The following is a 13960-nucleotide window of genomic DNA, read 5'->3' as shown; positions in this document are numbered from 1 at the left end:
ACGAGGGCCCCGCCGACCTTGGGATACTCCACAGATGCCCCGCGTGCTGCTGATCGAAGACGACCCCTCCGTCCGCGAAGGCGTCGAGCTCGGACTCCGCCGCCGGGGGCACGAGGTGCGGACCGCCGCCACCGGCGAGGCGGGGCTCACGGCCCTCGGGGAGTTCCGCCCCGACCTGCTGCTGCTCGACCTGATGCTGCCCGGGATGAACGGCGTCCAGGTCTGCCGTACCGTCCGCGAGACCAGCCAGCTGCCGATCATCATGCTGACCGCCCGGGGCGACGACTTCGACGTTGTCGTCGGACTGGAGGCCGGGGCCGACGACTACATCGTCAAACCCGCCCGCACCGAGGTCATCGAGGCCCGGATACGGGCCGTGCTCCGCCGCATCGAGGAGCCCGGGACCGGACGGGCCGCCGTCGAGTTCCACGGCGAACTGACCATCGACCGGGCCGGGCTCACCGTCGCCAAGTCCGGCGAACGCATCGGCCTCGCCCCCTCCGAGATGAAACTCCTCCTGCACCTCACGGCCGCCCCCGAGCAGGTCTTCAGCCGCCAGCAGCTCCTCGAACACGTCTGGGAGCACAGCTACCACGGCGACGCCCGGCTGGTCGACGCCTGCGTCCGACGCCTCCGCAACAAGATCGAGGACACCCCCGGCGAACCCCGCTACATCCAGACCCTGCGCGGCTTCGGCTACCGCTTCGGACCGCTGTGAGAACCTGCGTCGGACCGGAACCCGACACCCTCGACCCGACGGAACCCGAAGCCCGGCACCGGCACCCGGGAGACCCCGCCCGCGGCCCCCGGCGCCGCCACCGGGGCCCCCGGCTGCGCCCCCACCCCTTCGGACTGCGCACCCGGCTCATCCTCGCCTTCCTCCTCGTCGCCGCCGTCGGCTGCGGCACCACCGCCGCCCTCACCTACCGGGCCGCCCGCAACGCGATCCTGGAGCAGACCCAGAACACCGCGGTCTCCGCCTTCCGCGAGCAGGTCGAGGACCTGCGCCTCCAGCTCCCCGTCGAGCCGGACACACTGCGGAGCCAGCTCATGCTGATCGCCCGGCAGGGCAAGCCGCGCCCCTGGCGGGTCTACGCCGAGTACGGCACCCTCCGGGTCTCCTCCACCGACCGGCCCAGCTCCTCCGTCGTCACCCCGGAGCTGCGGAGCCGCGCCCTCAACCAGACCGTGCCGCACGCCGGTTTCCAGCGGGTCGTCAAGGACGGCGTCCCGTACCTGACGATCGCCGTCCCCGCCGTCTTCCTGGCCCACTCGCCCGACGGGGCGCCCCAGCGGACCGGGCTCGTCGTCTACGCGGTCATGGAGCTCGACGAGGAGGAGGCGAACATCGAGGCCATGGTCATGGCCGCCCGGGACGGGGCCCTGCCCGCGCTCGCCGTCGCCCTGATCCCCGCGCTGATCGCCGCGCGCGGGGTGCTCCGGCCGGTGCGGGAGCTGCGGCTCGCCGCCCACAGCATGGGACGCGGCCGTCTGGACACCCGTATCCACGCCAAGGGCAGGGACGAACTCGCGGACCTGGCAAGGACGTTCAACGAGTCCGCCGCCGAGCTGGAACGTTCCGTCACGGAACTGCGCGACGCCGAGGCCCGCGCCCGCCGCTTCGCCTCCGACGTCTCGCACGAACTGCGCACCCCCCTCGCCGGGATGCTCGCGGTCACCGAGGTCCTCGACGAGGACGCCGCGGGCCTGGACACCGACACCGCCCGCGCCGTCCGCCTGATCAGCACCGAGACAGGGAAGCTCGCGGTGCTCGTCGAGGACCTCATGGAGATCTCCCGCTTCGACGCGCGCGCCGCCGCCCTGCACACCGACGAGGTGGACGCCGCCGACTGCGTCCGCAAGACCCTCCAGAACCGGCACTGGACCGACCCGGAGCGGATCGTCCCGCACCTCGCCGAGGGCGTCAGGGCCCGGCTCGACCCGCGCCGCTTCGACGTCGTCGTCGCCAACCTCGTCGGCAACGCCCTGCGGCACGGCGGGGCGCCCGTCACGGTCCGGCTGTACGCGGCGGGCGGCGAACTGGTGACGGAGGTCGCCGACCGGGGTCCCGGCATCCACCCGGACGTCCTGCCGCACGTCTTCGACCGCTTCTACAAGGCGGACCGGGCCAGGACCCGGTCGGTGGGCAGTGGCCTCGGCCTGGCCATCACCCTGGAGAACGTACGGCTCCACGGCGGCACCGTCACGGCCGCCAACCGCCCCGACGGAGGCGCGGTCTTCACCGTGCGGATGCCGTTGTGAGGCGCGGCGCGGTCGCCGCCGTCCTGCTCGCCCTGCTCTCGCTCGCCGGATGCGGCATCCGGGAGAGCGATGTCGTCGAGTCGGGCGGGGCGGCGACCGCGCTGGTCGATCCCGGCCCCGGGGGCCGGGCGGTGCTCTACTTCCTGGGCCCCGACGGCAAGTCGATGCCGGTGGCCCGGGAGATCGGAGGGCCCGGAGGGATGCCCGACTTCCCGGCGGGCGACGGTACGGGCACCACGGGGCGGGGCGGCGGGGAGGTCGATCTCTCCATGCCTCCGAGCGCCTTCCGGATCCGCATCGACAAGCTCCTCGCCGTCCTCCTGGCGGGCCCGCTGCCGGCCGAGGCCGAGCAGGGCATCACCACCGCCCTGCCGGACGGCGTGACCGGCCCGCTGCACGTCTTCCAGGTCCCGGCCGACGCCACCACCGCCTCCGCCCGCCGTCTGCTGCGGATCGAGGCGCCCTTCCCCGTCATGGAACTGCCCGAGGCGGCCGTCCGCCAGCTGGTCTGCACGACGGCCTACGCGGAACACCCGGCGGGCCTCGTGGACATCGTCCTCAACGGCCCCGACGGCGCCCTGCCGACCGCCACCTGCGACGGCCCGGGAGCCTCCCGGGAGGACTGAGCCCGACCGTCTCCTCCGGGTGCCGGTCAGGCCCTCCGCAGGTCCGCGAGGACCCCGTCGGTGAAGGACGGCCAGGCCTCGACGGCCCACGGTCCGAAGGGACGGTCGGTGAGGGCCACGCAGGCGGCGCGCGCGTCCGGGTCGATCCACAGGAAGGTGCCGGACTGCCCGAAGTGCCCGAAGGCGCGCGGCGAGGAGGTCGCGCCCGTCCAGTGCGGGGTCTTGCCGTCGCGGATCTCGAAGCCGAGACCCCAGTCGTTCGGCCGCTGGTGCCCGTAACCGGGCAGGATGCCGGTCAGACCGGGGTACGCCACCGTCATCGCGGCAAGCACGGTCCGGGGGTCGAGCAGCCGGGGCGCCTGCACCTCGGCGGCGAACCGCGCCAGATCGTCCACCGTGGACACTCCGTCCTTCGCGGGCGAGCCGTCCAGGGTCGTCGCCGTCATGCCGAGGGGCTCCAGGACCGCCTGGCGCAGATAGTCGGCGAAGGGGATGTCGGTGACCTTGGCGAGATGGTCGCCGAGCACCTCGAAACCGGTGTTGGAGTAGATCCTGCGGCTGCCCGGCGCGGCCGTCACCCGGTTCTCGTCGAAGGCCAGCCCGGAGGTGTGGGCGAGCAGATGGCGGACGGTCGCGCCCTCGGGCCCGGCCGGTTCGTCGAGGTCGACCGCCCCCTCCTCGTACGCGACGAGAACGGCGTACGCGGTGAGCGGCTTCGTCACGGAGGCCAGCGGGAAGCGCTTCCCGGTCGGCCCGTGGGACCCGGCCGTGGTGCCGTCCGCGCGGACCACGGCCGCGGCGGCGGTGGGGACGGGCCAGTTCTCGATCGACGCCAGGCTCGGCACGCTGCTCTGCATGGCCCCGAGCCTACTTGCTTCGAGTGCACTCCAACCTTTTAGCGTGGGGGCATGAGCGTGATGGCGAGCACGAGTCCCAGCCCGGTCCCGGTCCGCACCCGGACGCACTACACCATCAGCGAGGTCGCCGCCCTGACCGGTCTCACCGCGCACACCCTGCGCTGGTACGAGCGGATCGGCCTCATGCCGCACGTCGACCGCTCGCACACCGGGCAGCGCCGCTTCACCGAGAAGGACCTGGGCTGGCTGGCGTTCGTCGGCAAGCTGCGGCTGACCGGGATGCCGGTCGCCGACATGGTCCGGTACGCCGAACTGGTCCGGGAGGGCGACCACACGCGGGACCGGCGCCGGGAACTCCTGGAGACCACCCGGCGCGACGTGCTCTCGCGGATCACCGAGCTCCAGGACACCCTCGCCGTGCTCGACAGCAAGATCAGTCACTACGGGACCACCTGCGGAGGAACACCTTCATGACCAGTGTGACCAGGATCGACACCGTCCGCCTCGGCCAGGACGGGCCCGAGGTCGGCGTCCAGGGCTTCGGCGCGATGGGCATCAGCGAGTTCTACGGCGACACCGACGAGGCCGCCGCCCGTGACACCCTCGACGCGGCCCTGGAGGCGGGCGTCACCCTGATCGACACCGCCGACATCTACGGCAGCGGCGCCAACGAGGAGTTCCTCGCGCCCTTCCTCGCCGCCCACCGCGACGAGGTCGTCCTCGCCACCAAGTTCGCCATCGAGCGGGACCCGGCCGAGCCCACCCGGCGGGCCGTCCGCAACGATCCCGCGTACATCAGGAAGGCCGTCGAGGGCAGCCTGCGACGCCTCGGGATCGAGACCATCGATATCTACTACATGCACCGCCGCGACCCGGAGGTCCCGTTCGCCGAGTCCGTCGGCGCGATGGCCGAACTCGTCCGGCAGGGCAAGGTCCGCCACCTGGGCCTCAGCGAGGTCACCGGCGCGGAACTCCGCGAGGCCCACGCGGTGCACCCGATCACCGCCCTCCAGTCGGAGTGGTCCCTCTTCTCCCGGGACGTGGAGCGCAGCGCCGTCGGCGCCGCCGCCGAACTCGGAGTGGCGTTCGTGCCGTACTCGCCGCTCGGGCGCGGCTTCCTCACCGGGGCGTTCGCGGACGCCGCCAAGGACCTGTCGGGCAGCGACTTCCGCCGCCACCAGCCCCGCTTCACCGGCGAGAACGCCGAGCGCAACGCGGCCCTCCTCGACCCGGTCCGGAAGATCGCCGCCGCGCACGGGGCGACCCCCGCGCAGATCGCGCTCGCCTGGGTGCAGGGGCGGGCCGCCGTGCACGGGCTGACGGTCGTGCCGATCCCCGGCACCCGCAAGCGCTCCCGCCTCCTGGAGAACGCGGCGGCGACCCGGATCGTCCTCACCGACGCCGAACTCGCGGAACTGGAGCCGATCGCCTCCCGGGTGGCGGGCGACCGCTACCCGGACATGCGGTTCACCTCGGTGGGCCGCGAGGACTGAGGACCCGGCCGCTCCTCCGGCCCGGGTGGACACGCCCCCGGGCCGGAGCCCCCGCCCGACCGCGCGGCGGTCCCGGGCCGGAGTTCTCCACGGCCCGGAGTTCTCCCCGGGCCGGAGCCTTCCCCGGGCCGGGGAGAACTCCGGGCCGTGGGGCGGTCCCAGCATCCCGGCCGGTCCCAGCCTCCCTTCCGGTCCCAGCCCCCCTTCCGGTCCCGGCCGTCACACCAGCCTCAGGGCGAAGGCCGCGAAGCCCGCCGCCAGCAGCCCCGCCAGGACCCGGAGCCCCGGACCGGTCCGGGTCCAGGGGGACTCGAACCTCCGCGCGTACCGGCCGATCAGCACCAGCAGCCCGGCGAAGACCGGCATCCAGGCCAGCCGGGCGAGGATCCAGCCGACCGAGTCCGGCGCGCCGACCAGACCGGGCACCTCCCCGAGGTACGAGCCGGGCACCGCCGCCGCCAGCATCGCCGTCTGGTGCCAGCACAGCACCGTCATCGCCGACAGGTTGACGACCACGACCGGCGCCCACAGCGCGGGCCGGGCGAGCAGCCGCCCGAGCCGCTCCCTGAGCAGGATCGCCGCGCCGCTCTGCGCGGCGGCCAGGGCGAGCACCAGCAGCGACGGCGGGTGCGAGTTGGTCCGTGCCTCGCCCGGGACGCCGACCATCGACGCCGGATACCCGAAGACCAGCAGCAGCGCGGCGAACAGCGCGGCCCCGCCCGCGAGGAGGGCCCACGCGTGGCGCCGGGTGACCCGGCCCTCGCCCCAGGAGACCCCGAGCTGATAGGCGAACAGCCAGCCGGGCAGGATGTTCAGGAGGCTGATCCAGGACGGTACGGCGTCGGCGAACGGCCCGTACCGCAGGAAGTCGACGACGGCGACCGAGCCGAGCAGCGGGGCCGCCGCCCACACCCCCAGGCGCCGGGCCGCCCGCACGCACAGCGGGGTGAGCGCGGTGACGACCGTGTAGACCCCGACGAACCACAGCGGCTGGATCACCAGGGTGGACGCGGTCCGCAGGGTGTCCACCGGCACGCCCGCGCCGAAGTGCAGCAGCGGAAGCAGCGCCGCCCACACGGCGGTCACCCCCAGGACCGGGCGGCCCAGCCGGGCGAGCCTGCCCCGCAGCCAGTCGCTGGTGGAGCCCTTCCGGCGCCGGAACGACAGGACGGACGCGTAACCGCCGACCAGGAAGAAGATCCCCAGCATCTGGAGGACCCAGCTGACCGGGGCGAGCCCCGCGAACGTACCCAGCGGGCTCGCGTTGTGGATCGCGCCGTCGGCGGAGAGCGTGAAGCCGCCCAGCAGCCAGTGCCCGGTCGGCACGGCGAGCAGCGCCAGCGCGCGCAGCCCGTCGACGGCCCGGTCGCGGTGGGCCGGGGTGCCCGACTCGATCCGCCGGGCCAGGGTGGCGAGGGCGCTCATCGGACGTCCCCCACGGCGATCGCGGCGAAGGCGCGCAGCGAGGAGGTGCCCGCCGCGAAGTAGCCGCCGTGCCCCCGGGCGTCGTCGGCGGGGACCCGGCGGGCCCCGAACGCCGGATCGGCCGGGTCGGTGCCGTGCCCGAGGTCCGCGAGCCGGACGTTCGGGACGCGGTCGATCCAGTCGGTGGGGTCCTTCGCGGCCCACACCCGGGCGGAGGTGCCCAGAGCGCTCGCGTTCTCGGCGCGCATCCCGGGCGAGCCGAGGACCACCAGGTCCTTGGCCTTGAGATCGCGTGCGGCCAGACCGCAGACCACGGAGCCGTAGCTGTGGCAGAAGACCGAGGGCTCGGCCGCGCCGACGGCGGCGAGACCGTCCGTGAACCGGGTGAGCCGCTCCGCCCCCGCCTCCGCGAGGCGCCCGGTGGCCGCGTCGAGACCGACCCCGACCGGGGTGGTGTACCCGGCCCAGGCGACGACCGCCGTACGGCCGCCGGTCGCGCTCCGCAGGGCCTCCGCCATGGCCGTGAGCGGGCGCGTGTGCGCCGCGTCGACGTCCGAGCCGGGCACGATCACCGCCACGTGCTCGGCCCGCGCCAGATCCCCGTAGACCAGGGCGACCTGTCCCCGGCCGCGCGTGTCGTGGGCGAGGACCCGCGCCCCGCCGAACTCCCCCCGGACGGAACGGGCGTTGGCCGCGTACCGCAGTTCCAGCGGCGCGCCGTCCAGGTTCCCGACGACCGTCGGATGGGCCAGGGCCAGGGCCCGCTGCCGTACGGGGCTCAGTCCCGCGAAGAACCGCGCGACCCCGGCCGGGCTCATGGACTCCGGGTCGGGCAGCCCCGCCGCCCGCCACCGCTCCGTCCCGACGGGCGCCCCGGTCACGGCCCGCTGCTCCGTCCCGGACGCCCAGCCGGCCGTTCCGGCGACGGCGGCGGTCACCAGGGCCGTCGTGATCAGGGTCCTCGTCAAGCGGCGCATGGGGTCGCCCTCCCTCTCCGGTACTCGCTCGTTCGCTGCGAGAGGAAGGTAGGAAGACGACGGGTGACGGCACGTCACCCCGGGGAGCCAACTGCGTTCCGATACCGGGGTAGGGGGTGGTGGAGCAGCCAACACCAGGGAGGAGGTGGGGCTGTCCCCCGGGGGACAACGGGACCCCTCCGGGGGGGGAGAGGCCGAGGGGAGGGGCGCGCGGCGCGCGAGGTCCACGGGTGCGGGCCCGGCGGACCGGGCTCCGGCACGGCACGCGGAGGGCCCGGACCGGCGGGGGCCGGGGGCCGGGGGCTGGGCTCCGGTGGGGGCGGGAAGGGGCCGGGCGGTCGGCCCCGGTGCCGGTGGTGGTTCCCGCGTCGGTCCGGGTCTCGGTCCCGCTCCCGCTCCCGGTCCTGCTCTCGGTCCCGGTCCCGGTCCTGGTCCCGGGTCCGTCGGGGGCTCCCGGCGGCGGGGTCCGTCAGGAGGTGCCCGTCAGGACGTGCCCGGTGTCACCAGACCGGACTCGTACGCGAAGACCACCGCCTGTGCCCGGTCGCGCAGGTCCAGCTTGGCCAGGACCCGCCCGATGTGGGTCTTCACCGTCTGCTCCGCGAGCACCAGCCGGTCCGCGATCTCCTGGTTCGACAGGCCCCGCGCGATCAGCTCGAGGACCTCCGTCTCGCGCGGGGTGAGGCCGTTCAGACGCAGTGCCGTGGTGTCCCGGCGCGGGGCCGGGCGGGAGGCCGCGAAGTCCGCGATGAGCCGCCGGGTCACCGAGGGCGCGAGCAGCGCCTCGCCCGCCGCCACCACCCGGACCGCCGAGATGAGGTCGGCGGGTGGCGCGTCCTTGAGGAGGAAGCCGGACGCGCCCGCGCGCAGTGCCTCGTACACGTAGTCGTCGACGTCGAAGGTGGTCAGCATCAGCACCTTCGGCCGGTGCGTGACCCCGGCCGGGGGGTGCAGGATCTCCCGGGCGGCGGCCAGCCCGTCCAGCTCCGGCATCCGTACGTCCATCAGCACCACGTCCGGGTGCGTCGTCCGGGCCACGTCCACGCCCTGCCGTCCGTCGGGGGCCTCGCCCACGACGTCGATGTCGGGCTGCGCGGCGAGCAGGGCGGCGAAACCGGCCCGCACCATGGCCTGGTCGTCGACGATGATCACACGGATGGTCACTCGGGGTCCTTGACGGTCGGGGCGGTGTTCGGCGCCGGGGAGGGGACGGCCGGATCCGGGTCCAGCGGCAGCCGCGCCGCCACCCGGAAGCCCCCGTCCGGCAGCGGCCCGGTGTCGAGCGAGCCGCCCGTCAACCGTACGCGCTCCCGCATCCCGACGAGCCCGTGACCGGTGCCGGGGACACCCCGCTCGACCGGCGAACCCGCTTCGGCGGCGGGCCCGTTGACGACCAGGACGGTCAGCACGCCGTCGTCCGCGCGGACCGACACCCGGGTCGCGGCGCCCGGCGCGTGCCGGACGACGTTGGCCAGGGCCTCCTGCACGATCCGGTACGCGGACAGGTCCACCGCCTGCGGGACCTCCCCGAGGTCGGCGGCGAGCCGCAGCTCGGCGGGCACCCCGGCCCGCACGGTCGCCTCCACCAGCTGCTGGACCCGGTCGAGGCCCGGCTGCGGGGCCCGTTCGCCCTCGCTGCCGTCACTGCGCAGCACCGAGAGCAGCCGACGCATCTCGGCCAGGGACTCGCGGGCGCTCGCCGCGATCGAGGCGAACTCCTCGCGGGCCGCGTCGGGCAGACCGGGGACGCGGTACGGGGCCGAGTCCGCCTGCACGGTGATCACGGACATGTGGTGGGCGACCACGTCGTGGAGCTCGCGGGCGATCCTGGCGCGCTCCTCCAGGAGGGTGCGGCGGGCCCGTTCGGCCTCGCTGATGTGCTCCTGCTCCACCAGTTTGCGCTGGGCGTCGCCCCGGGCCCGTACCGCCGAGGTGAGCAGCAGCAGGACACCGCTGAGGACGAGGAGCAGGGTGTGCACGCTGGTGTAGCCGTCCGGCCGGAACACCTCCAGGACGTATCCGGCGGCCCCCGTCGCCAGCCACACCCCGAACAGGGCCCGGCGGGACTCGCGGAGCCCGAGCGCGACCATGAGGGCGCAGTAGCCGACGACGGCGGGCGGGGTCCAGGGCCAGAGGTGCGCGCGGGGGCCGTCGGCGCCGAGCAGGACGAGCGCGCCGATGACATCGGCGGCGAAGACGATCCACCAGGCCTGGAGGGGACGGGAGACGGCCAGCAGCAGCGGCGCGGCCTGCGCGGTGCCGAGGGCTCCGGCGAGGGCGCCGTTGACGCCGTAGTCGCCGGAGAGGAGCAGGATCGTGGTGGGCAGCAGCGCGGCGGTGAAGGCGACGGCCACGGCGTACGGCAGCAGCCTTACCCAGGGGGAGGAGGCGCCGGCGAGGAACGGCGCGCCGGGAGCGGCGGGGGTGGTGAGCGCGGTCCCGAGGCCCTGGAGCATCGTGCGGGTCCGGGTGCCGAGCCGGTGCGGGAGGGGCGGCTGGTGCCGCTGTTCGGTAGCCATGACCCGCCCAGGGTAGGCAGCGGACCCGTCCCCCGACGTCATACCGGGGACCGGACCGCACCCCGCTACCGGGGTATGACATGGGCCCCCGGAACGACCGGATACGCGGGGTGAGCGGGCGGGCGGGAGTTCCCGGTCGATCCGCCCGCCGCGTACGGGCACGAGCGGGGGCACGCGGGCGTGCGAGGGTCCCGGTGGGCCGGGCGGGACCCGGCCCCGTGGCTCGTGCCCTTGCTCGGTCCCGTGACTCGCGCCCTTCCCCGGTCCCGTGGCTCTGGCCCTTCCCCGGCCGCGGGCCCCGGCCCAGGCGCGCGCTCCGGTGTCAGGCGCGGTCGTTCCGCGGGCTCACAGCTCCGCCAGCAGTTCCGCTTTCTTCGCCGAGAACTCCTCGTCCGTCACCAGTCCCGCCTGGTGGAGTTCACCCAGGTGGCGAATCCTTTCGGCAACGGCTCCGGGGGCGGCCACGCGCGCGGGGGTGCGGTCCGTTCGGCGGATCGCCGCGAGGACCGCCGCCGCGAACGGCAGCGACTCGTGCACCGGCCCGTAGCCGAGGCCGAACACGACCGTGTCGGGGTCCTGGTCGGGCCGTCCCGCCCGGGGTCCGCCGCCCCGCCGCACCAGACGCAGATGCCCGTCGGGGACGTCGGGCGAGCGCCACTCGACCCCGCAGAGGTCCCGTACGGAGAAGGACCGGTCGCCCGCCTTCCACTTCTCGGAGGACGCCCCCGTCCACGACCAGCGGAACGCGACCTCGGCGCTGCCGTCGAAGGTCGCCCTGCCGTCGTACGCCTTGAAGGACAGCGGGCCCTGCGGCGCCGCCACCAGGAACCGGTCGGTGGACGGCACTCCCTCGTCGTACGCGCCGAACGGGTCCAGGGCGCCCGGCGCCGCCGCCTCGACCCGGGCCAGCAGTTCGTCCCGGCAGTTCCCGGCGAGCGCCTCCCGGTCCGCCGGAAGCACCAGGCGGTACGGGTCGCACGCCTCCTTCAGCTGCCCCCCGGCCGCCTCCATCAGCGGATCGGCCCCCGGTCTCGGGACAGCGTGGAGCACGACGGTGCCCCGCTTCCCGGGCGCGAGCGTCACGGACGCCAGCGCCTCGTGCGGTACACGTCGTTCGCCCAGCGCCTGGAAGAGCTTCGGTGTACGGATCCCCCGTTCGAAGCGGATGACGAGGGCGTCGCTCTCGAACTCCCAGGTGGCATGAATTCCGGCCAGCACATCACCCATACGCCTCATCGTAAGCGGCGCGTGCCCCTGCGTCGCCCCCTGTGATAGGTCCCGAAATTACGTGATCTACGCGCGTCAGCGGCCTTCCGCACCGGATGAACGCCCGTGGCAAGCGCTGTCGGCACGTGCGCGTACCGGACACGGGGGCCATCGGTTCATTCCCCGTGCGCCCGGCCGCCGTCCCCGTCCTGATCGCGCCAGCGGGGGGCGAGGGCCGGGGCGAGCTGGTCGAGGTACTCCCCGGTGAGGGCGCGGATGGCCGCCAGGCTCTGGTCCGGGCCCCGTCCCCACAGCCGGCCGGTCACCCGCATCACCCCGCTGAAGGCGGCCACCGCGATCCGTGGGCGGGGATCCGCGTCCACGTCCACGTCCTCGCGTTCGGCGATGATCCGGGCGATGGTCTCCTCCATCTCCGTGGAGCGGCGCAGATGGACGGCGAGCAGCGCGGGCGTCGACTCGATCATCTGGAAGGTGCGCAGGTACAGCTCGACGGGGACGACCTCGACGATCGCGTCCCCGATGGTGTCCCAGGCGCCGAGCACCGCGTTGCGCATCGCGTCGAGGGGGGCTTCGCCGGGCGGCCGGTGCCGCAGGGTGTGGACGAAACGCTCCTCCACCATGTGCTGCACGGCGAAGGCGACGTCCTCCTTGGAGGCGAAGTACCGGAAGAAGGTCCGCTGGGAGACCTCGACGGCCGCGGCGATCTCGTCGACGGTGGTCCGCTCGTACCCGTGGGTGGTGAACCGTTCGAGGGCCTCCCGGATCAGCGCGTCACGCGTGCGTTGTTTCTTGCGCTCGCGCAGGCCGGGCAATGTCACGTCAGGTCCTCTCTTTTCAGGCATTTCGTCCTGCTCAGCGTACCTGTGAGCTACGTGACAGTTACCGACGTGTGAATCGCTTTGTCAATTGTCAGTGACTGTCATTATCCTCGCCGCATGACTAGTCAGACCACCGTGGAAAAGGCCCCGCAGGGTCAGGGGGGCGTCCCGGAACCCGTACCGGGACCGGCGAAGGGACTGCGCGGCCACCCATGGCTGACGCTCTTCGGCGTTGCCGTCGGCGTGATGATGGTCGCCCTCGACGGCACCATCGTCGCCATCGCCAACCCGGCCATCAAGACCGACCTGGGCGCCTCCCTCGCCCAGGTCCAGTGGATCACCAACGGCTATCTGCTGGCGCTCGCCGTCGCCCTGGTCACCGCCGGAAAGCTCGGCGACCGCTTCGGCCACCGCCAGACCTTCCTCATAGGCATCGCGGGCTTCGCCGTCGCCTCCGGTGCCATCGGCCTCTCCGACTCCATCGGGGCCGTGATCGCCTTCCGTGTGCTCCAGGGCCTCTTCGGCGCCCTGCTGATGCCCGCCGCGCTCGGCCTGCTGCGCGCCACCTTCCCCGCCGAGAAGCTGAACATGGCGATCGGCATCTGGGGCATGGTCATCGGCGCCTCCACGGCGGGCGGCCCGATCGTCGGCGGACTGCTCGTCGAGCACGTCAGCTGGCAGTCGGTCTTCTTCATCAACGTGCCGGTCGGCGTCCTCGCCCTGGTCCTCGGCCTGGTCATCCTCAAGGACCACCGCGCGGAGAACGCGCCGCGCTCCTTCGACGTCCTCGGCATCCTGCTGCTCTCCGGCGCCATGGCCTCCCTCGTCTGGAGCCTGATCAAGGCCGGCGAGTCCTGGGGCTGGTCGAGCGGCAAGACCTGGGGCTGTCTGCTCGGCGCCGTGGTGCTCTTCGGGCTCTTCGCGCTCTGGGAGACCAAGGTCAAGGAGCCGCTGATCCCGCTGGCCATGTTCCGTTCCGTGCCGCTCTCGGCCGGTGTGGTGCTGATGGTCCTGATGGCCTTCGCCTTCATGGGCGGCCTGTTCTTCGTGACCTTCTACCTCCAGGGCGTGAAGGGACTCAGCCCGGTCGACAGCGGTCTCCACCTGCTGCCGCTGACCGCGATGATGATCGTCTCCTCGCCGCTGGCCGGTGCGCTGATCACCAAGTTCGGCCCGCGCGTGCCGCTGGTCGGCGGCATGGTCTGCACGGCCGTCGCCATGTTCGGCATGATCACCCTCTCCGAGGGCACCGGCACCTTCGCCATGTCCCTCTGGTTCGCCCTCCTCGGTCTGGGCCTGGCCCCGGTCATGGTCGGCGCCACCGAGGTCATCGTCGGCAACGCGCCGCTGGAGCTCTCCGGTGTCGCGGGTGGTCTCCAGCAGGCCGCGATGCAGGTCGGCGGCGCGCTCGGTACGGCGGTGCTCGGCGCGGTCATGTCCTCCAAGGTCGCCGACTCCTTCGAGGGCAACTGGGTGGCGGCGGGCATTCCGGCCCCGGCCGACCCGCGGCTGGAGCAGGCCGCCGAGTTCGGCATGGCCCCGGCGGAGCTGGCCAAGGCGCCGGGCATGACCCCGGACATGTTCGAGCAGATCAGCAAGGTCATCCACGACACCTTCCTCGACGGCATGGGCCTCGCCTTCACCGTCGCCGGTGGTGTGGCCGTCGTGGCGGCGCTGGTCGCCACGCTCACCAAGCGCGGCGAGAACGCGGAGGCGGGCGGCATGGGCGGTCACATCTGACCCCCGTCCCCGACGC

Annotated in this window: 13 protein-coding genes; 6 read left to right on the top strand and 7 right to left on the bottom strand. The window is 73.8% G+C overall.

The annotated features are described in order from the left end of the window. Positions 1 to 34: 34 nt before the first annotated feature. Genes ACIRQY_RS10810 through ACIRQY_RS10800 form a run of 3 tightly spaced genes read left to right on the top strand, consistent with a single transcriptional unit; the run spans position 35 to position 2888 of the window. The gene (locus ACIRQY_RS10810) at positions 35 to 718 is read left to right on the top strand and encodes a response regulator transcription factor (protein WP_351789102.1); all 684 of its coding nucleotides are present in this window, start codon (positions 35 to 37) and stop codon (positions 716 to 718) included. Beyond that, positions 715 to 2262: a sensor histidine kinase gene (locus ACIRQY_RS10805; RefSeq protein ID WP_403923681.1), complete on the top strand. Its 1548-nt coding sequence runs from the start codon at positions 715 to 717 to the stop codon at positions 2260 to 2262. The genes ACIRQY_RS10810 and ACIRQY_RS10805 overlap by 4 nt, the downstream gene beginning before the upstream one ends. Next, positions 2259 to 2888: a hypothetical protein gene (locus tag ACIRQY_RS10800; RefSeq protein WP_403923678.1), complete on the top strand. Its 630-nt coding sequence runs from the start codon at positions 2259 to 2261 to the stop codon at positions 2886 to 2888. The genes ACIRQY_RS10805 and ACIRQY_RS10800 overlap by 4 nt, the downstream gene beginning before the upstream one ends. Positions 2889 to 2914: 26 nt before the next feature. Here ACIRQY_RS10800 and ACIRQY_RS10795 read toward each other — a convergent pair whose 3' ends face one another. Further along, positions 2915 to 3745 (bottom strand): serine hydrolase domain-containing protein, encoded by an 831-nt coding sequence (locus tag ACIRQY_RS10795; RefSeq protein ID WP_351789098.1) that lies wholly within the window; start codon positions 3743 to 3745, stop codon positions 2915 to 2917. A gap of 51 nt (positions 3746 to 3796) precedes the next feature. Between ACIRQY_RS10795 and ACIRQY_RS10790 the strand changes: the two genes are divergently transcribed. Beyond that, entirely contained in the window at positions 3797 to 4219 is a 423-nt protein-coding gene (locus ACIRQY_RS10790) for a MerR family transcriptional regulator (RefSeq protein WP_403923675.1), read from the top strand. Next, positions 4216 to 5238, top strand: a complete 1023-nt coding sequence (locus tag ACIRQY_RS10785) for an aldo/keto reductase (RefSeq protein WP_403923672.1) — start codon at positions 4216 to 4218, stop codon at positions 5236 to 5238. The genes ACIRQY_RS10790 and ACIRQY_RS10785 overlap by 4 nt, the downstream gene beginning before the upstream one ends. A gap of 219 nt (positions 5239 to 5457) precedes the next feature. On the opposite strand, the gene ACIRQY_RS10780 is transcribed toward ACIRQY_RS10785, so the two are convergent. From ACIRQY_RS10780 to ACIRQY_RS10755, 6 genes are all read right to left on the bottom strand, one after another. After that, positions 5458 to 6663, bottom strand: coding sequence for an acyltransferase (locus tag ACIRQY_RS10780; protein WP_403923669.1), 1206 nt, complete (start codon positions 6661 to 6663; stop codon positions 5458 to 5460). Beyond that, entirely contained in the window at positions 6660 to 7640 is a 981-nt protein-coding gene (locus ACIRQY_RS10775) for an alpha/beta hydrolase (protein WP_403923666.1), read from the bottom strand. The genes ACIRQY_RS10780 and ACIRQY_RS10775 overlap by 4 nt, the downstream gene beginning before the upstream one ends. 483 nt (positions 7641 to 8123) lie before the next feature. Beyond that, positions 8124 to 8804, bottom strand: coding sequence for a response regulator transcription factor (locus ACIRQY_RS10770; protein WP_351789084.1), 681 nt, complete (start codon positions 8802 to 8804; stop codon positions 8124 to 8126). After that, complete coding sequence (locus ACIRQY_RS10765) at positions 8801 to 10159, bottom strand: sensor histidine kinase (RefSeq protein ID WP_403923663.1); 1359 nt, start codon at positions 10157 to 10159, stop codon at positions 8801 to 8803. The genes ACIRQY_RS10770 and ACIRQY_RS10765 overlap by 4 nt, the downstream gene beginning before the upstream one ends. 345 nt (positions 10160 to 10504) lie before the next feature. Then, entirely contained in the window at positions 10505 to 11395 is an 891-nt protein-coding gene (locus ACIRQY_RS10760; RefSeq protein ID WP_403923660.1) for a DUF4429 domain-containing protein, read from the bottom strand. 146 nt (positions 11396 to 11541) lie between these two features. Further along, positions 11542 to 12204, bottom strand: coding sequence for a TetR family transcriptional regulator (locus ACIRQY_RS10755; RefSeq protein ID WP_351789077.1), 663 nt, complete (start codon positions 12202 to 12204; stop codon positions 11542 to 11544). Positions 12205 to 12450: 246 nt separating this feature from the next. Between ACIRQY_RS10755 and ACIRQY_RS10750 the strand changes: the two genes are divergently transcribed. Continuing rightward, positions 12451 to 13944, top strand: coding sequence for an MFS transporter (locus ACIRQY_RS10750; RefSeq protein ID WP_403923897.1), 1494 nt, complete (start codon positions 12451 to 12453; stop codon positions 13942 to 13944). The last annotated feature ends 16 nt before the right edge of the window (positions 13945 to 13960 follow it).

The sequence above is a fragment of the Streptomyces sp. NPDC101490 genome (genome assembly GCF_044767145.1).
Taxonomy (GTDB): domain Bacteria; phylum Actinomycetota; class Actinomycetes; order Streptomycetales; family Streptomycetaceae; genus Streptomyces.
The sequence above is the reverse complement of the archived record's forward strand: the minus strand, read 5'-3'. Positions and strand labels throughout refer to the sequence as shown.

Excerpts from the sequence above, each read along its gene's own strand:
- ACIRQY_RS10765 (WP_403923663.1), bottom strand. The coding sequence starts at position 10,159 with ATGGCTACCGAACAGCGGCACCAGCCGCCCCTCCCGCACCGGCTCGGC.
- ACIRQY_RS10795 (WP_351789098.1), bottom strand. The coding sequence starts at position 3,745 with ATGCAGAGCAGCGTGCCGAGCCTGGCGTCGATCGAGAACTGGCCCGTC.
- ACIRQY_RS10750 (WP_403923897.1), top strand. The coding sequence starts at position 12,451 with ATGATGGTCGCCCTCGACGGCACCATCGTCGCCATCGCCAACCCGGCC.
- ACIRQY_RS10780 (WP_403923669.1), bottom strand. The coding sequence starts at position 6,663 with ATGAGCGCCCTCGCCACCCTGGCCCGGCGGATCGAGTCGGGCACCCCG.
- ACIRQY_RS10810 (WP_351789102.1), top strand. The coding sequence starts at position 35 with ATGCCCCGCGTGCTGCTGATCGAAGACGACCCCTCCGTCCGCGAAGGC.
- ACIRQY_RS10790 (WP_403923675.1), top strand. The coding sequence starts at position 3,797 with ATGAGCGTGATGGCGAGCACGAGTCCCAGCCCGGTCCCGGTCCGCACC.
- ACIRQY_RS10775 (WP_403923666.1), bottom strand. The coding sequence starts at position 7,640 with ATGCGCCGCTTGACGAGGACCCTGATCACGACGGCCCTGGTGACCGCC.
- ACIRQY_RS10785 (WP_403923672.1), top strand. The coding sequence starts at position 4,216 with ATGACCAGTGTGACCAGGATCGACACCGTCCGCCTCGGCCAGGACGGG.
- ACIRQY_RS10760 (WP_403923660.1), bottom strand. The coding sequence starts at position 11,395 with ATGAGGCGTATGGGTGATGTGCTGGCCGGAATTCATGCCACCTGGGAG.